17 protein-coding genes are annotated in these 16,409 nt (G+C 67.6%); 14 read left to right on the top strand and 3 right to left on the bottom strand.

The genetic code is table 11. The annotated features are described in order from the left end of the window. Positions 1-3 precede the first annotated feature (3 nt). The 13 genes from hydA (at position 4) to mutM (ending at position 12,452) form a co-directional block, all read left to right on the top strand. A complete protein-coding gene (gene hydA, locus VLI63_RS04290) occupies positions 4-1,443 on the top strand; it encodes a dihydropyrimidinase (protein ID WP_409155665.1) in 1,440 nt (479 codons plus the stop codon). Between the two features lie 118 nt (positions 1,444-1,561). Continuing rightward, complete coding sequence (locus VLI63_RS04285; protein ID WP_409155664.1) at positions 1,562-2,578, top strand: TIGR03842 family LLM class F420-dependent oxidoreductase; 1,017 nt, start codon at positions 1,562-1,564, stop codon at positions 2,576-2,578. After that, positions 2,575-3,444, top strand: coding sequence for an ABC transporter permease (locus tag VLI63_RS04280; protein WP_409155663.1), 870 nt, complete (start codon positions 2,575-2,577; stop codon positions 3,442-3,444). The genes VLI63_RS04285 and VLI63_RS04280 overlap by 4 nt, the downstream gene beginning before the upstream one ends. Continuing rightward, positions 3,441-4,247 (top strand): ABC transporter ATP-binding protein, encoded by an 807-nt coding sequence (locus VLI63_RS04275; protein ID WP_409155662.1) that lies wholly within the window; start codon positions 3,441-3,443, stop codon positions 4,245-4,247. The genes VLI63_RS04280 and VLI63_RS04275 overlap by 4 nt, the downstream gene beginning before the upstream one ends. Continuing rightward, the gene (locus VLI63_RS04270) at positions 4,244-5,014 is read left to right on the top strand and encodes an ABC transporter permease (protein WP_409155661.1); all 771 of its coding nucleotides are present in this window, start codon (positions 4,244-4,246) and stop codon (positions 5,012-5,014) included. Before VLI63_RS04275 ends, VLI63_RS04270 begins: the two co-directional genes overlap by 4 nt. Positions 5,015-5,081: 67 nt before the next feature. Further along, positions 5,082-6,230, top strand: a complete 1,149-nt coding sequence (locus tag VLI63_RS04265) for an ABC transporter substrate-binding protein (RefSeq protein WP_409155660.1) — start codon at positions 5,082-5,084, stop codon at positions 6,228-6,230. Positions 6,231-6,294: 64 nt separating this feature from the next. Next, positions 6,295-7,659: an aspartate aminotransferase family protein gene (locus VLI63_RS04260; protein ID WP_409155659.1), complete on the top strand. Its 1,365-nt coding sequence runs from the start codon at positions 6,295-6,297 to the stop codon at positions 7,657-7,659. 69 nt (positions 7,660-7,728) lie between these two features. Then, positions 7,729-8,910 (top strand): lycopene cyclase family protein, encoded by a 1,182-nt coding sequence (locus VLI63_RS04255; RefSeq protein ID WP_409155658.1) that lies wholly within the window; start codon positions 7,729-7,731, stop codon positions 8,908-8,910. Then, the gene (locus VLI63_RS04250; protein WP_409155657.1) at positions 8,907-9,857 is read left to right on the top strand and encodes a Brp/Blh family beta-carotene 15,15'-dioxygenase; all 951 of its coding nucleotides are present in this window, start codon (positions 8,907-8,909) and stop codon (positions 9,855-9,857) included. The genes VLI63_RS04255 and VLI63_RS04250 overlap by 4 nt, the downstream gene beginning before the upstream one ends. Before the next feature lie 176 nt (positions 9,858-10,033). After that, positions 10,034-10,564 (top strand): YceD family protein, encoded by a 531-nt coding sequence (locus VLI63_RS04245; protein WP_409155770.1) that lies wholly within the window; start codon positions 10,034-10,036, stop codon positions 10,562-10,564. A gap of 15 nt (positions 10,565-10,579) precedes the next feature. Beyond that, complete coding sequence (rpmF, locus tag VLI63_RS04240) at positions 10,580-10,783, top strand: 50S ribosomal protein L32 (protein WP_185201195.1); 204 nt, start codon at positions 10,580-10,582, stop codon at positions 10,781-10,783. A gap of 35 nt (positions 10,784-10,818) precedes the next feature. Next, positions 10,819-11,526, top strand: coding sequence for a ribonuclease III (rnc, locus tag VLI63_RS04235; RefSeq protein ID WP_409155656.1), 708 nt, complete (start codon positions 10,819-10,821; stop codon positions 11,524-11,526). Between the two features lie 2 nt (positions 11,527-11,528). Next, positions 11,529-12,452: a bifunctional DNA-formamidopyrimidine glycosylase/DNA-(apurinic or apyrimidinic site) lyase gene (gene mutM / locus VLI63_RS04230; RefSeq protein ID WP_409155655.1), complete on the top strand. Its 924-nt coding sequence runs from the start codon at positions 11,529-11,531 to the stop codon at positions 12,450-12,452. 128 nt (positions 12,453-12,580) lie between these two features. Here the strand turns inward: mutM and VLI63_RS04225 are convergent, their stop codons facing one another. Continuing rightward, positions 12,581-13,933 (bottom strand): sensor histidine kinase, encoded by a 1,353-nt coding sequence (locus tag VLI63_RS04225; protein ID WP_409155654.1) that lies wholly within the window; start codon positions 13,931-13,933, stop codon positions 12,581-12,583. Continuing rightward, the gene (locus tag VLI63_RS04220) at positions 13,930-14,604 is read right to left on the bottom strand and encodes a response regulator (RefSeq protein WP_409155653.1); all 675 of its coding nucleotides are present in this window, start codon (positions 14,602-14,604) and stop codon (positions 13,930-13,932) included. Before VLI63_RS04220 ends, VLI63_RS04225 begins: the two co-directional genes overlap by 4 nt. Positions 14,605-14,750: 146 nt before the next feature. Between VLI63_RS04220 and VLI63_RS04215 the strand changes: the two genes are divergently transcribed. After that, entirely contained in the window at positions 14,751-15,287 is a 537-nt protein-coding gene (locus tag VLI63_RS04215) for a hypothetical protein (RefSeq protein WP_409155652.1), read from the top strand. Positions 15,288-15,290: 3 nt separating this feature from the next. On the opposite strand, the gene VLI63_RS04210 is transcribed toward VLI63_RS04215, so the two are convergent. After that, positions 15,291-16,373, bottom strand: coding sequence for a GNAT family N-acetyltransferase (locus VLI63_RS04210; protein ID WP_409155651.1), 1,083 nt, complete (start codon positions 16,371-16,373; stop codon positions 15,291-15,293). Between the last annotated feature and the right edge of the window lie 36 nt (positions 16,374-16,409).

Raw genomic sequence — 16,409 nt, 5'->3', positions numbered from 1 at the left:
GCCGTGAAGACCCTCATCACCAACGGCACGGTCGTCAACTCGACCGGTACCGCGCTCGCCGACGTGCTGATCGACGGAGAGACGATCGCGGCGGTACTGGCGCCCGGATCCCACCTGCTCGGTTTCGATGTCGCCGCCAACGTCGACACGGTGATCGATGCCTCCGGCAAGTACGTGATCCCCGGGGGCATCGATGCGCACACGCACATGGAGATGCCCTTCGGCGGCACCAATGCGAGCGACACCTTCGAGACCGGCACCCGGGCCGCGGCCTGGGGCGGCACGACCTCCATCGTGGATTTCGTCGTTCAATACGCCGGCGAGAACATCATCGACCAGTACAACCTCTGGCAGGCCAAGGCGGCCGGACAGTGCGCGATCGACTACGGCTTCCACCAGATCCTCAGCGACGTGCAGGACTCCTCGCTCGTGGCGATGGACGAGCTGCTCACCGAGGGGGTCTCGAGCTTCAAGCTCTTCATGGCCTACAAGGGTGTTTTCCTCTCGGATGATGGACAGATCACCAAGGCCATGCAGAAAGCCGCCACCAATGGCTCGATGATCATGATGCACGCGGAGAACGGCAGCGTGATCGACCTGCTCGTGCAGCAGGCCGTCGCCGCTGGCAACACTTCGCCCTACTTCCACGGCACCACCCGCCCGTGGCAGGCGGAGGAAGAGGCGACGCACCGCGCCATCATGCTCGCGAACCTCACCGGAGCGCCGCTGTACGTGGTGCATGTGAGTGCGAAGCAGGCCGTGGAGCAGATCGCCACGGCCCGTGATCGCGGCCAGAACGTGTTCGGCGAGACCTGCCCGCAGTACCTCTACCTCTCGCTCGAGGAGCAGCTCGGTGCCTCTAGCGAGGAATGGGGATCGTTCGAGGGGGCCAAGTGGGTGTGTTCGACCCCGCTGCGGTCACGCGAGGATGGCCACCAGCACCACATGTGGCAGTCCCTGCGCACCAACGACATCCAGATGGTCTCCACCGACCACTGCCCCTTCTGCATGAAGGGGCAAAAGGACATGGGCCTGAACGACTTCTCGAAGATCCCGAACGGCATCGGCTCGGTCGAACACCGCATGGACCTGCTCTACCAGGGCGTCGTCGACAAACAGATCTCGCTCGAGCGCTGGGTCGAAGTGACCTCGACGACGCCGGCCCGCATGTTCGGCATGTACGGCAAGAAGGGCGTGATCCAGCCCGGTGCAGACGGGGATGTCGTGATCTACGACCCGAACGGCCACACCTCGATCGGCATCGGCGAAGGTCGCTCGCACCACATGAACATGGACTACAGCGCCTGGGAGGGCTTCGAGATCGACGGTCACGTCGACACCGTGATCTCCCGCGGCAAGGTGATCGTGGACGACAATCGCTACCTCGGCACGAAGGGCGACGGCAAGTACTTCAAGCGAGGCCTGAGCCAGTACCTGATCTGACCCCCCTGTCGGTCGAGTAGCGAGCGCCAGCGAGCATATCGAGACCGGCCGAAAGGTCTCGATACGGCCGCAGGCGGCCCAGTCGACCAGCGGAATCGTAGAAAACAGAAAGAGCCCCATGGAATTCGGAGCAGTACTCCAGACCAACCCGCCGGCCTCGCGCACGGTGTATCTCGCCAAGCTCGCCGAGCAGCACGGGTTCGACTACGCCTGGACCTTCGACTCCCACCTGCTCTGGCAGGAGCCCTACGTGATCTACAGCCAGATCCTCGCGGAGACGCACCGGATCAAGGTCGGCCCGATGGTCACCAACCCGGCCACGCGCGACTGGACCGTCACGGCATCCATCTACGCCACCCTCAACGAGATGTATGGAAACCGCACGATCTGCGGCATCGGTCGCGGCGACTCCGCGGTCCGCGTGACCAATGGCGCGCCGACCACCCTCAAGACCCTGCGTGAATCGATCCACGTCATCCGCGAACTCGCGAACTCCCGCTCGGTGGAATACAACGGCGCTCAACTGCAGTTCCCGTGGAGCGTCGGCAGCGAACTCGAGGTCTGGGTAGCGGCCTACGGCCCGCTCGCCCTCAAGCTGACCGGCGAGGTCGGCGACGGCTTCATCCTGCAGATGGCGGACCTGGATGTCGCGGAGTGGATGATCGCGACGGTGCGGTCCGCCGCAGAGAAGGTGGGCCGCGATCCACTGTCGATCAAGTTCTGTGTTGCCGCGCCGATGTACATCGGTGAGGACTGGGACCACATGCGAAACCAGAACCGGTGGTTCGGTGGCATGGTGGGCAACCACGTGGCCGACATCGTGGCGAAGTACGGCGAGGGCTCGGCGGTGCCGAAGGCTCTCACCGACTACATCAAGGGCCGCGAGGGTTACGACTACAACGAGCACGGCCGGGCGGGCAACTCGCACGCCGAGTTCGTCCCCGACGAGATCGTCGACCGGTTCTGCCTGCTGGGCAGCGCCGACCAGCACATCGAGAAACTCAAGGCGCTCCGGGAGCTCGGGGTCGACCAGTTCGCCGGCTACCTGCAGCACGACAACAAAGAGGAAACGCTCCGGGTCTACGGCGAGACCGTGATCCCGGCCCTGCGCGACCAGATCACGGCGAAGGTATGACCCGCACCCGCGGCATCCTGCTCGGCGTGGTCGGTGTCGTGCTGCTCGGCGTGCTGTGGGAGGCCTACAAGGCTCTCGGTCCGGCGAACGGGTTCGTGATCAACGGGCTCACCGTCCTGCCGCGCACGAACGACCTCGCGATGCCGCACCTCGTCACCATGTTCACTCGCCTGTTCGAGCCGGTCACCTCGGCACCCGGCTCGCCCGCGCTCTGGAGCGCCGTCGTGCAGGCGGCCGGATTCAGCCTCGGCATCGCCGCGGTCGGCTGGCTGATCGGGGTGGTCGTCGGCATGCTTCTCGCGATCCTCATGCAGCGCTTCCGCACCGCCGAGTCCGCGCTGCTTCCCTGGGTGGTGCTCAGCCAGACCGTGCCCCTCATCGCGCTCGCGCCCCTGGTCGCGGGAATCGGCGCCCAGCTGAAGTTCGGCGAAGCCCGCTGGCAGGACTGGATGTCGGTGGCCCTGATCGCCTCGTATCTCGCCTTCTTCCCGGTCTCCGTCGGCGCCCTCCGCGGCCTCGAGGCGCCCGACCGGGCGCACGTCGAACTCATGCGCAGCTATGCGGTCGGGTGGTGGAAGACCCTGGTGACGCTGCGGATTCCGGCGAGCATCCCGTACCTGCTTCCGGCCCTTCGGCTCGCCGCTGCGAACGCGGTGATCGGCACCGTCGTTGCAGAGGTCTCGATCGGCCTCCGCGGCGGGGTCGGACGAATGATGATCGAGTACGCCTCGGCGTCCAGCGGCGATCCGGGCAAACCCTGGGCCCCCATCTTCGGCGCGGTCGCGATCGGACTGATCGCCGCCGGCCTCGTGGCCGCCATCGGGCTCGGCCTTCGCAAGTACCGTCGGGGAGAGGTAGCAGCATGAGTGACGCCGTGACCGTCAACGCAGCATCCAAGACCTTCCCGCTCGCCCGCGGCAAGCAGGTCGTCGCCCTCGAGGCGATCGACCTCACGGTGGCACCCGGGGAGTTCGTCTCCCTCATCGGACCGAGCGGATGCGGCAAATCGACCCTCCTCCGCCTGATCGCCGACCTCGACCAGCCGACGAGCGGCAGCATCGAGGTCTTCGGCAAGACGGCGCGGCAGGCTCGCATCGACCAGGACTACGGCATCGCCTTCCAACAGGCCGGACTCCTGCCGTGGCGATCCGTCGCGGGAAATATCGAGCTGCCCCTCGAGCTGCACGGGGTCGGCAAGACCGCGAGACGGGCACGCGCCGCCGAACTGCTCGCTCTCGTCGGGCTGTCCGACTTCGCCGACCGCTACCCGGACCAACTCTCCGGGGGAATGCAGCAGCGCGTCGCCATCGCCCGCTCGCTGGCCGAGAGCCCAGAGCTGCTGCTGATGGATGAGCCTTTCGGCGCCCTCGATGAGATGACCCGCGAGCGGATGCAGGACGAGCTCGTGCGCCTGTGCGCCGAGACCGGCGCCGCGGTGGTGTTCGTGACGCATTCGATCCCCGAGGCGGTGTTCCTCTCCGACCGTGTCGTGGTGATGTCGCCCCGACCCGGCCGCATCCGCGAGATAGTGCCGGTCGGGCTCGGCAGCGCGGGCAACCGCGACGAGGGCTTGCGCGAGGCTTCCGGATTCTTCGCCGCGGTGAGTGCGGTGCGCGAGGCGCTGCACGGCGCGCCCACCGCCGAGGTTCGCGGGGTGGAGACGCGATGAGGTCGGCCGGAGCCGGACGGGTGCGGCTGATCGTCGCGCCCGTCGTTCTCGGTGTCGTCGTGCTGCTGCTCTGGCAACTCGCCGTCGTGGGTTTTGCGATCAAGCCCTACGTGCTGCCGAGCCCCACGGCGATCGGTGACCAGTTCACGCGCGCGTTCGGCACGATCTGGGCCGGCACGAGGGTCACGGGCTTCAATGCGCTGGTCGGCCTGTTGCTCGGCGCCGTGCTCGGCATCCTCTTCGCCATCGTGTCGGCGCTCGTGCGCGTCTTCGATGAGATCTCGTTGCCGGTGGTCACCGCGCTCGCGGTCGTGCCGATCGTGGCGCTCGCGCCGGTGCTCTACACGATGTTCGGAGCGGGGGCCGAGACCGGTCGTCAGCTGATCGCCGCCCTTGCCGTGTTCATCCCGGTCTATGTCAACACCCTGCGGGGACTCCGCCAGGTGCGACCCGTGCATCGCGACCTCATGCGGGCCTATGCCGCCAGTTCCTGGCAGGCGACCCGCACGGTGACCCTGCCGGGAGCGACACCCTTCCTCTTCACCGGACTGCGGATCGCGTCATCCCTCGCCGTGATCTCTGCGCTGATCGCGGAGTACTTCGGCGGTCCCGTCGACGGCCTCGGCAAATCGATAACCTCCGCCGCCTCCTACAGCAACTACGCCCTCGCCTATGCATTCGTGCTCGGTGCCATCGCCCTCGGACTCGTGTTCTACCTGCTCACCCTCGCCCTGGAGAAATTTGCAACGAGGCACTCTCCCGCCTGACGTCCGGCGGCCCGGCCGCCGGCGAAATCACCGCCCCACTTCAGTGACCACCAAGGAGGAAGTAACAATGAAACACAGCAGAAGAATTGTTCTCGGAATCATCGGAGTCGCCGCGGCGAGCACGCTCGCGCTCAGCGGCTGCAGCAGCAGCACCCCCAAGGCCGCCAGCAGCGCCGGCGCCCTCACCCCCGTCACCCTGCAGTTGCAGTGGGTCGCCCAGGCGCAGTTCGCGGGCTACTACGCCGCGGTGGCTCAGGGCTACTACAAGGACGAGGGCCTCGATGTGACCATCAAGGAGGCGGGTGCCGACACGGTGCCGATCAAATCGGTCGCGTCAGGGGAGGCCGACTACGCGATCTCCTGGGTTCCGAAGGTGCTCGGCTCGATCGAGCAGGGTGTCAACGTCACCGATGTCGCCCAGATCTTCGAGCGCAGCGGCACGACGCAGATCTCCTTCAAGGACAAGGGCATCACGAAGCCGGCCGACCTCAAGGGCAAGAAGGTGGGCAGCTGGGGCTACGGCAACGAGTGGGAGCTCTTCGCCGGCATGCAGGATGCGGGCATCAACACCACGTCCGGCATCAGCCTCGTGCAGCAGGCCTTCGACATGAAGGGCTTCCTCGCCGGCGACATCGACGCGGCCCAGGCCATGACCTACAACGAGTACGCCCAGGTGCTCGAGACGATCAACCCGGCGACGGGCAAGCTCTATACGGCCGATGACCTCAACGTGATCAACTGGAACGACGACGGAACCGCGATGCTGCAGGACGCGATCTGGGCGGATGCCGGCAAGCTGGCCGACGACAAGGCGTACCAGTCCGAGACCGTCAAGTTCATCAAGGCGTCGATCAAGGGGTGGATCTACGTGCGCGACAATCCCCAGAAGTCGGCTGACATCGTGACGGCCGCGGGATCCACCCTCGGCACCAGCCACCAGCTGTGGATGACCAACGAGGTCAACAAGCTGATCTGGCCGTCGAAGGATGGCGGAATCGGCACCATCGACACGAAGTCGTGGGACACCACCGTGAAGATCGCCAAGGGCACCAAGAACGACACCGGCTCGACGATCATCACGGCCACGCCGCCGAAGACCGCCTACTCCAACACCTACGTGAAGAAGGCCCTTGCGGAGCTGAAGACCGAGGGCGTCGACACGACCGGAAGCAGCTTCACCCCGCTCACCGTCACTCTCAAGGAGGGCGGCAAGTAGTATCTGATCCACCGGGTGCGGGGGCCGTTTCCGCGGCCCCCGCACCACCGAAAGAAGGCACCGAATGACCACTCTCGACCCCACCATCCCCGACGCGGGCACTTTCGATCCGTCCGACGGCGCCGTCGCCTACGACCTCGACCGCTCGCACGTCTTCCATTCCTGGTCTGCACAGGGTGCGCTGAAGCCCTTTGTGATGGCCGGGGGCCTCGCGTCCACCATCTGGGACTACGACGGCAACCACTACCTCGACTTCTCGAGCCAGCTCGTGAACATGAACATCGGCCACCAGCACCCGAGGGTGATCGATGCCATCAAGGCGCAGGCCGATCTCCTCACGATGGTCGCGCCGGCGCACGCGAATCTCGCCCGAGGGCAGGCCGCCAAGCGCATCCTCGCCAAGGCGGGTCGCCCATTCAGCAAGATATTCTTCACCAACGGCGGTGCGGATGCCAATGAGAATGCCATGCGCATGGCGCGACTGGTCACCGGGCGAGACAAGATCCTCTCCCAGTACCGCTCCTATCACGGCAATACCGGAGCGGCCGTCGTCGCCACCGGCGACTGGCGCCGCGTGCCCAACGAGTTCGCCCGCGGCCACGTGCACTTCTTCGGGCCGTTCCTCTACCGCTCGGAGTTCTGGGCCGGTTCGCCCGAGGAGGAATGCGCCCGCGCGCTGCACCACCTCGAGCGGGTCATCCAGTCGGAGGGCCAGGCGTCGATCGCGGCGATCCTCATCGAGGGGGTTCCCGGTACCGCGGGCGTGCTCGTGCCGCCGCCCGGATACCTGGCGGGCGTTCGCGATCTCGCCGACAGATACGGCATCCTCCTGATCATGGACGAGGTGATGTCCGGATTCGGGCGCACGGGAGAATGGTTCGCCTGGCAGGGATTCGCGGCCCAGGAAGGGGACTGGACCCCCGATCTCATCACCTTCGCCAAGGGAGTCAACTCCGGCTACGTGCCTGCCGGCGGAGTGGTCATCTCCGAATCGATCGCCAACGCCTTCGAGACCCAGGTCTTCCCCGGAGGACTCACCTACTCCGGGCATCCGCTCGCCATGGCGTCGATCGTCGCGGCGCTGGATGCCATGGAGGACGAGCGCATCGTCGAGAACGCCCGCGTCATCGGCACCGACCACCTGGGGCCCGGGCTCGAGGCACTCGCCGCGAAGCATCCGATGATCGGGGAGGTGCGCGGACTCGGCGTGTTCTGGGCGCTCGACCTGGTCGACGACCCCGAGACCCGTGATCCGGTCTCCGGCGCGGTCATCGCGCAGTTGAAGACCGAGCTGATGTCGCGGGGACTGTTCCCCTTCTCGGCCGACAACCGCATCCACGTGGTGCCGCCGTGCGTGGTCACCCCGCACGAGGTGGCTCAGGCCCTGGTGATCTACGACGAGGCATTCACGGCGGTGGAGAACGCCTGAGGGGGCGCTCACCTGTGCGTACCCCGAGAGTGGCAGCGGCAGCGGGCCAGATAGCTTAGTTTCTTAACTATGACGAGGCCCGCTGCAGTTGCCGATGCCGACCTCGTGATTCTGGGAGCCGGATGCGCCGGGCTCACGCTTGCCGCTCGGCTCGCGCAATCGCGGAATCCTCTGCGGGTGCAGCTGGTCGAGCCTCGCGTCGGGTACGAGGATGACCGCAGCTGGTGCTTCTGGCGGCCAGAGCGCCACGACCTCTCCGACCTCGTCTCCCACAGCTGGGACAGCTGGCGCTTCTCGGGTGCCACCGGCCCGGCTCTGCATCACCGGGTGCCGGGACTCCGCTACCAGTACATCCGCGCAAGCGACTTCTACGAACGCGCGCTGCAGGAGATCGATCGCGCGCCCGGCATCCTCACCCATACCGGCGTGCGGGCCACGGAGCTCGTGCCTCTCGACGATGGGCCGGCCCCTCTCGTTCGGGTGGAGACCGACCGCGGCAGCATCCTCGCCCGTCACGTGATCGACACCCGGCCGCGGCCGATGCCCGCGATGCTCTACCAGAGCTTCAGCGGCGTCGAGATCGAGAGCGAGCATCCACTGCCGTTCGACGGTGGCGAGGTGGGGCTCATGGATTCGATGGCCACGGACGAGGGCGGCATGCACTTTCGCTACACGCTTCCGCTCGGGCGAACGCGCGCCCTCGTGGAATGGACGCGCTTCAGCAGCTCGCCCGTGCCGACGGTGACCCTGCGGGCCGAACTCGACGCGGAGCTTTCGCGACTGGGACTGGCCGGGGCTCACGTCATCCGGCGGGAGGGTGGTGTGCTGACGATGGGGATGCTCGGCGGACTTCCCGAATCCCCGCGGGGCGTGGTCTTCGCCGGCAATTCCGGAGGTGCCCTCAGGGCAGCGTCCGGCTACGGTTTCCTGCGCATCCAACGCTGGGCACGCGCCTGCGCCGAGGCTCTCGAGCGGGGCGGGCCGCCGATCGGGCATCCGGCAGAGCCCTTCCTGAGACGCTCGATGGACCGGATCTTCCTGCAGGCCGTACGCGCGGATCTCGAGCGCACGCCAGACTACTTCCTCGCGCTCGCCCGGGGAGTGCCCGCCGCGGGACTGGTGCGATTCCTGAGCGATGCGGCGCGACTTACCGACTATGTCGCCCTGATCGCCAGCCTGCCGACGGTGCCGTTCCTGCGGCAACTGGCTCCGAGATCGCTTCCGGTGCCCCACGAGCTGGTGCACGCGTGAGCGGGATTCTGCGCTCGACGGTCGCGGTGGTGCGGCCCTCCTTCGAGACCGTGCTGTTCTCGGTGCTCGCCCTCGTGGCAGTGCTCGCCATCGCCCTGGGCCTGCCAGCCCCGCCGCTGCCCGTTCAGGTTGCCGTGCTCGGCCTGCTCGTCGCGACGCTCGGGCTGCCTCACGGGGCGCTCGATCCGCTCATCGCCCGCCGGGCGGGGCTGTGGCGCACGCCACTCGGATTCGCCGGTTTCAATCTCGGCTACATCGCGATCGTCGTCGTGGTGGTGCTCGTCTGGCAGCTCGCCCCGGCGGCGAGTCTCGTCGGCTTCCTTCTCGTCTCGGGCATCCACTTCGGTGCGGACTGGAACGGCGGGCGCGGCGTCGTCGTTCCTTCGCTCACGGGCGTCGGTCTTCTCACCCTTCCGGCGTTCTCCCACCACGACGAGGTCGCGGGCATCTATCGCACCCTCGCGGGCAGTGGGGGAGCGGTGGTGGCCGATGTGCAGTCCTGGCTCGGGCCGGTCGCGATCGTCGCGATGCTGGTCGGAGCGGCGCTCGCGCTGCGCCGCAGGCCCGCCGATGCTCTCGAGATCCTGCTCGCCGGGACCCTGGCGATCGTCGCGCCCCCTCTCGTCTTCTTCGTCGTGTACTTCTGCGCCCTCCACAGCGCGCGACATCTGCGCCACGGATTCGCCGAGGAGCGCAGGAGCGGCAGGCTGGCCGTTCTGATCACGGTGGTGTACACGGTGGTGCCGATCGTCGCGGTCGGCATCCTCACCGCGATGTTCGCGGGTGATTTCGCGCCGGGCGGGCCGCTCGCCGGCGACTGGATCATCCGTCTCGTCTTCATCGGGCTTGCGGCCCTCACCGTGCCGCACATGACGGTGATCGCGGTGGCTGCAGTGCGGGAGCGGCGGAGGTATCGCGGGCTCGACGCATCCATCCGCGCTAGATAGTCGATGTCGCTCTGACGGAGAGCCACTCGGCGTGGACCCATCCTGCACACGGGGATATCTCGGAGCGGTTCGCGCAGAGCACAGCGAAGCATCACGGCTCGAGGCGGCCGCTCGCGTAAACTCGTCTGGTGCCTCACGTGATCAAGACCCCCTATACCGTCGACGTCTACGACCTCATGCACCGCCCCGGCGAGATGCGCGAGCGATCGATCGACATCGTCGTGCCCGAAGGCTTCGGCAACGCGATGATCGGTGTGAAAGAGGGCAGCGAGCTCACCGTCGACCTTCGAATGGAGTCCCTTCACGACGGCATCCTCGTGAGCGCCGACATCGAAGGCACGGCCGCGGGGGAGTGCGGTCGGTGCCTGATTGACATCGAACAGGCCGTCCAGGTCGAAATTCAGGAGCTTTTCGCGTATTCTTCAGACGAAGCTTTTGAATATGAGGTTCACGAGGACACCATCGATCTCGAACCCGTAGTCAGGGATGCGGTGGTGTTGTCACTCCCGTTCCAGCCGGTCTGTCAAGAAGATTGCCTCGGCCTGTGCCCGCAGTGTGGGGTACGGCTCCTCGACAACCCGGGCCACAAACACGAGAACGCCATCGATCCACGGTGGGCGGCTCTCGAGAACCTGGCCGGTTTCGACGGAAGTACAGACTCCACCACCACCACGAATGTGACCGACGCTGCCAGCAGCGCGGAGTAGAGAAAAGAGAAACTCATGGCCGTACCGAAGCGCAAGATGTCCCGCGCCAGCACCCGCGCGCGCCGCGCCCAGTGGAAGGCGACCCCGCCCACCCTGGTGAAGACCGTCGAAGGCGGCAAGGTCACCTACAGCCTGCCGCACCGCGCGAAGGTCGTGGAGGACTCCACCGGAGCCCCCCTGTACATGGAGTACAAGGGCCGTAAGGTCGCGGACGTTTAGTCCCCGTTATCGTCACCGATCCATTGGTCATTCCGATGCCGGGGACTGAAGCGGCTCGAGGTGAACTCGAGTCGTTTCTCGCGGTCGACGTGAGCTCGGAACTCCTGGAGCTCGCGTTGACCCATCGGTCCTATGCCTACGAGCATGGTGGCCTCGCGCACAACGAGCGCCTCGAGTTTCTCGGCGACTCGATTTTGGGCCAGGCCGTGACCGTGATGCTCTACCGGGACAACCCCTCGCTCGACGAGGGAGAGCTCGCCAAGCGGCGAGCCAGTCTGGTGAGTTCCGTCGCGCTCGCCGAGGTGGCCCGCGCCATCGGTCTCGGCCGCCACATCCGGCTCGGACGCGGCGAAGAACTCACCGGCGGTCGTGACAAGTCATCCATCCTCGCCGACACCGTCGAAGCCGTGATCGGCGCGACGTACCTCGATGCCGGCGGAGAGGCCGCCACCGCACTCGTGCTGCGCCTCGTCGCCCCGCTGATGCTCGATCCCGATCGCTTCGGTGCCGCGATGGACCCGAAGACGAGCCTCCAGGAACTCTCCGCCCGAACGGGCCGTGGACTGCCGCACTATGCCGTGACGGATACCGGACCCGACCACTCCAAGCGCTTCCACGCCACGGTGTCGCTCGAGGGCGCGGACATCGCCAAGGGCGACGGCACGAGCAAGAAGCAGGCCGAGATGGCGGCTGCCCTCGAGGCCTGGACCATTCTTTCCGCGTCCATTCCCGCGCAGCGCTGAGGGTGCCGGAACTTCCCGAGGTCGAGGCGGTGCGGGCCGGTCTCGAACCGGCTGTCACCGCTGCGACCATCGACGCGGTCACCGTCTTCGAGGGACGGTCGTTGCGCCGCCACGACGGTCCGAGCGAGGATTTCGTCGAGAGGCTCGTGGGGCGCAGCATCCTCGCCGCCGTCCGCCGCGGCAAGTTCCTCTGGCTGCCTCTGTCGGCCGGGTCTTCTCCCGCACAGGAGGCCCTTGTGGTGCACCTCGGCATGAGCGGCCAGGTGCTGCTTCGCGATGTCGGTCAGGCGGATGACAGGCTCCTGCGCATCCGGTTGGACATCTCCTCCGCTCACGACGGACCCCTGCGTGTGGACTTCGTCGACCAGCGCATCTTCGGATCCATGGCGATCGACGGACTGCTGCCCACCCCCGACGGCCATGCCGCGGGATTCGGCTCGGATGCCGCCCTCATCCCCGGCCAGGTGGCGCATATCGCCAGGGATCCGCTGGATCCGGCCTTCAGGGACCGGCGCTTCTTCGATGCGCTGGCAGCGCGTCGCACCGGAATCAAAAGGGCACTGCTCGACCAGGGCCTCATCAGCGGCATCGGCAACATCTACGCGGATGAGGCACTGTGGGCGGCCCGCATCCACTACGACCAGCCCACGGCGACGCTCTCCCGAGCGCGGGCTCGCGCGCTGCTCGCGGAGGTGCGGCTGGTGCTCGGCCGTGCGCTCGCGGAGGGCGGCACGAGCTTCGATGCGCAATACGTGAACGTGAATGGCGCGTCCGGCTACTTCTCGCACTCGCTCAACGCCTACGGTCAGCACGGCAAGAGCTGTCCACGGTGCGGCCGGCCGATCGTCCGCGAGTCGTTCATGAACCGCGGCTCGCACTTCTGCCCGTTCTGCCAGAAGATCCGCGCGGCCTCTACTGCGGCGTAACTCCTGCAACTCCGGCCTGCGACCGGGTCGGCCCCGGTGAATCCGACAGCCCACGGGCGGCGTCCGGCAGATTGCAGGAGCTATGCCGGAAGGGGCAGGGGTGCTGCGGGCGATCAGGCCGCGGGCGATCAGGCTGCGGGCAGCGAGACGGCGAAGACCGCACCGCCGCCAGGCGCATTGCCCGCCGCAATGCTCCCGCCGAGACGGGAGACCAGCCGGGCGGCGATCGACAGGCCGAGCCCGGTGCCGACGGCTCGGATGTCGCGGTACCGCGCCTGCAGGGCCCCGCGTTCGAAGGCAACGGCCAGGTCTTCGGGCGAGAGGCCTGGGCCCCCATCACGGACCTCGATGACCACCCCCGTGCCGAAGGCGCGCGCGGCGATGGACACCGTCGATCCGGCGGGGGAGACGCGCAGGGCGTTCTCCACCAGCCCGTCGATCAGCTGGCGCACCCGTTGGGCATCGGTCTCCATGGCGAGCCCGGGCGCAGCGGGTATCGCCTTGACGGTCACGTCGAGCGTGGCGGCCCTTCCGCGCCAGGCGTCGGCGGTCTGTTCGAGGATGAGGGCGACATCCACTGGCTGGCGGATGACCGCGAAATCGTCGGCCTCGAGTCGGGCCAGCTCGAGCAGGTCGGCGACGAAGCGGTCCAGTCGCTCGGTCTCGGTGACCAGAGTGGCGCCGACGCCGGCGATGTCGCCTTCGCGGATGAGTCCGTCCACCATCGCCTCTCCATAGCCGCGCACGGCGGTGAGGGGGGTCCGCAGTTCATGCGAGATCGAGAGGAGGAACTCGCGTTGGCGGCCCTCGCTCGTGCTGAGAGCTCGATCGAGGGTCGCGAGCGCTTCGGCGACCGCCGCGACTTCGGTGGGCTGGTGCGCCTCCATGACGAGACCGCGTTCGCCGGCCGCCATCCGTCTCGCCGTCTCGACGGTCGCGACGAGCGGACGGGTGAGCCAGCGCGCGAGGAGGGTGCCGGCGACGATCGCCACCAGAACCCCGATCGCCAGAGCCAGGAAGACCCGCCGAACGGTTCCGGCTGTCGCGGTCTCGAGATTGCCGAGCGAACGGACCAACACGATCGCGCTCCCGGAAGCCGTCGGGCGGCCCTCCACGAGCATGGTCTTGCCCTTGCGGCCCTCCGTCTGTGAGACCGGATCGCCTGCGAGAAGGGTCGTCACATCGGCGGCCGACACGAAGGCAGCACCCGGCCCGGAGACCCGCCCTTCTTGGCCGACTACAGCGACCCGGGTGTCGCCGAGCGCGAGACGCACCCGCTCCCGGAGAGATGCGAGATTGGTCGCGGCGGGCAGCCGGCTCAGCAGCTGTGCCTGCGCGGCGAGCTGGGCGCGGCCTTCGGCGATAGTCGACTGGCGTACCAGCTGCGCCGAGACCAGACCGGTGATGAGCACAGCGAGCACGGCGACACTGACCGTGACGAGGGTGATCCGACCGCGGAGCGAATGGAACCAGGCGTTCACTCCGCCACCGAATAACCCACCCCGCGCGAGGTGCGGATGGGGCTGTCGGCCCCGAGCTTCGCCCGCAGCTGGGCGATGTGCACGTCGACGGTGCGTCCGAGCCCGTAGTCCGCGTGACCCCACACGCTCGACAGCAACTGCTCCCGAGTGAAGACCTGCCCCGGCGAGCTCATCAGCTTGGCGAGCAGGTCGAATTCGGTGCTGGTGAGTTCGACCGGGTGACCGGAAGCCTCCACCCGGCGGCGTGCGGCATCCAGCGTCACGGCGCCGGCGGCCACCGGGGCGGCAAAGGGTGTTCCCGCGTGGCGACGCAGAATGGTGCGGATGCGCACCACGAGCTCGCGCGGGGAGAAGGGCTTGGTGAGGTAGTCGTCGGCGCCGAGCTCGAGCCCCAGGATGCGGTCGACCTCGTCATCGCGAGCCGTGACGAAGATGACGGGCGTCCAGTCATCCGCGGCTCGCATCCGTCGGCAGATCTCGATGCCGTCGAGGCTCGGCAGGCCAACGTCGAGCACGACGGCGACGGGGTGCAGCCGGCGGATACTGGCGAGCCCGGCGATCCCGTCACTCTCGACATGAACGCCGAATCCCGCTTCGCCGAGATAGAGCCGTTGCAGGTCGGCGATCGCGCGCTCGTCTTCGACGATCACGATGAGACCCTTCGACTCCATGGCACCATTCTGGTGGCACTGAGGATGCCCGGCCGCGCATTCGCGCCGGTCTTACGTTGCCCGAACATTCGCCGAACCCCGCCCGGACACGGGGCGAGCAGTCTGACTCAGCGTCGCAGAACGGCGGCTACCACGGGAGGACTGTCATGAAGAACACGAAGACCGCCGCACGCTGGGCCACGGGAGTCGCTGTCGGCGCCGGGCTCGCCCTCGCGCTCGGAACCGGTGGGCTCGCCGCGAATGCGGCCACGGCCCCGACGCCGATCAGCACCAACTCGGCGAGCTGCTCCTTCGGCGAGCATCTCGTCTCGGCCTGGAGGGCCGTTCCGAGCGAGCTGCGCACCGACCTGAAGGCGGCCAGGGCGCTGAAGCCCGGCGCCGACCGTCGTGACGCACTGAAGAAGATCCAGTCCAAGGCCATCGACGGCGGTTACGGCGCCGCCGTCGAAGCCCGGGCCGAGTGGCGAAAGGATCACCGCGGCGACAAACTCCGTCCGCTGCCGGAGAGCCTGAAGGCCGATCTCAAGACTCTTCACGCGACCCCGAAGCAGGCAAAGGGGGCTGAGGCGCAGAAGATCGCCGACACCGCCGTCGCCGGGGGCTACGGAGCCACCGTCGAATCCTTCGCCAAGGCGGTGCAATCCAGCCCGGCGTGGAAGAACTGCACTCCGTCGGGCAGCTGACCGTCACGGGCCAGCGAGCACCTTCTTCCAGGCGCCCTCGTAGCCCATCGGGATGAAGCCGACGGCTTCGTTCACATCGAGCATGTGCCGGTTCTCCTCGGCATTGAAGGTGATGATCGACGGATGCCCGGGGGCCGCCTCCTGCAGGTGGCGGATGTTCGCCGCCTTCAGCAGCATCCCGAGCCGGTGTCCGCGGTGTTCCCTCAGCACGATCGTGTCGTTCTGCGACACCGCACGATCGACCTCGGCGGGTGCCCCGAGTTCGGTGAGGCCCGCCAGCCGCCCGCTCGGCACGTGCTCGACCACGGAGACGAGAGATGTCTTCGGGCCGGCTTCGGCGCGATCCTCGTAGTCGATCAGGCGCTGGCGGGTCCAGACATCCTCCGGCTCCTCGAGGCCCGCGGTTGGCGCATCCGTGCTCATGCGCGTGAAGAGTAGCGCCATGTCGTCGAGCCAGCGCTCCGGGGTGCGACCGGTCCACCGGTGAACGCGGTAGTCGGCGCCCGCCCTCTGCTGTGACTCGTCGACGAGCGCGTCGATGGCGGCGGCCGGCACGGGAAGAGCAAGCCGGCTGGCGCGCTCGACCTGCTCGAGCCGGAAGCCGCGGCCGAGCAGCATCCGCACCTCGCTGTTGTCGGCGGGCACGGATCCGAAGCCGGTGGGCGAGGCGAGCCGGTCTCCCTCGGCTGCCTTCGACACGGTGTACACCACCAGCTGGGTGCGGTGCTCGGCGGCGGCGATCGCCTCCAGGTGATCGGTGAGGGCGGTGCCGATGCCGCGATGCCTGAACTGCGGATGCACCTGCACAGCGAGCCAGGCCATGTCGCCCTCTGCCGAGGGGCGGGTCTCGAAGATCCCGCGCGCGACGACGCGTCCGTCCACCCGGGCCGCGAAGAGCTGCTTCGGCTCGTACTCCTGGTCGAGCCAGACCGGCAGCAGCTCCGCCGGAGTCACGGCGAGCTCTTCGGTGCCGAAACCGTCGACCTCGCAGGCATTGCGCACCTCGGCGGTCGCGATGAAGTCGACGGCGTCCGGATGCTCGAGATGACGCGGGATGACGACCCGCTCGATCGTGAAGTCGGTCACGGTGGTGGCCCCTTTACTGCCGTCCGGGGTGGGACA

It is taken from the genome of Lacisediminihabitans sp. H27-G8 (assembly GCF_046156175.1).
Classification (GTDB): Bacteria; Actinomycetota; Actinomycetes; order Actinomycetales; family Microbacteriaceae; genus Lacisediminihabitans.
The sequence above is the reverse complement of the archived record's forward strand: the minus strand, read 5'-3'. Positions and strand labels throughout refer to the sequence as shown.

Bases quoted from the DNA above. Each gene is read 5' to 3' on its own strand.
- VLI63_RS04285 (WP_409155664.1), top strand. From the start codon at position 1,562: ATGGAATTCGGAGCAGTACTCCAGACCAACCCGCCGGCCTCGCGCACG.
- VLI63_RS04280 (WP_409155663.1), top strand. From the start codon at position 2,575: ATGACCCGCACCCGCGGCATCCTGCTCGGCGTGGTCGGTGTCGTGCTG.
- VLI63_RS04275 (WP_409155662.1), top strand. From the start codon at position 3,441: ATGAGTGACGCCGTGACCGTCAACGCAGCATCCAAGACCTTCCCGCTC.
- VLI63_RS04270 (WP_409155661.1), top strand. From the start codon at position 4,244: ATGAGGTCGGCCGGAGCCGGACGGGTGCGGCTGATCGTCGCGCCCGTC.
- VLI63_RS04265 (WP_409155660.1), top strand. From the start codon at position 5,082: ATGAAACACAGCAGAAGAATTGTTCTCGGAATCATCGGAGTCGCCGCG.
- VLI63_RS04260 (WP_409155659.1), top strand. From the start codon at position 6,295: ATGACCACTCTCGACCCCACCATCCCCGACGCGGGCACTTTCGATCCG.
- VLI63_RS04255 (WP_409155658.1), top strand. From the start codon at position 7,729: ATGACGAGGCCCGCTGCAGTTGCCGATGCCGACCTCGTGATTCTGGGA.
- VLI63_RS04245 (WP_409155770.1), top strand. From the start codon at position 10,034: ATGCACCGCCCCGGCGAGATGCGCGAGCGATCGATCGACATCGTCGTG.
- rpmF (WP_185201195.1), top strand. From the start codon at position 10,580: ATGGCCGTACCGAAGCGCAAGATGTCCCGCGCCAGCACCCGCGCGCGC.
- rnc (WP_409155656.1), top strand. From the start codon at position 10,819: ATGCCGGGGACTGAAGCGGCTCGAGGTGAACTCGAGTCGTTTCTCGCG.
- VLI63_RS04220 (WP_409155653.1), bottom strand. From the start codon at position 14,604: ATGGAGTCGAAGGGTCTCATCGTGATCGTCGAAGACGAGCGCGCGATC.
- VLI63_RS04215 (WP_409155652.1), top strand. From the start codon at position 14,751: ATGAAGAACACGAAGACCGCCGCACGCTGGGCCACGGGAGTCGCTGTC.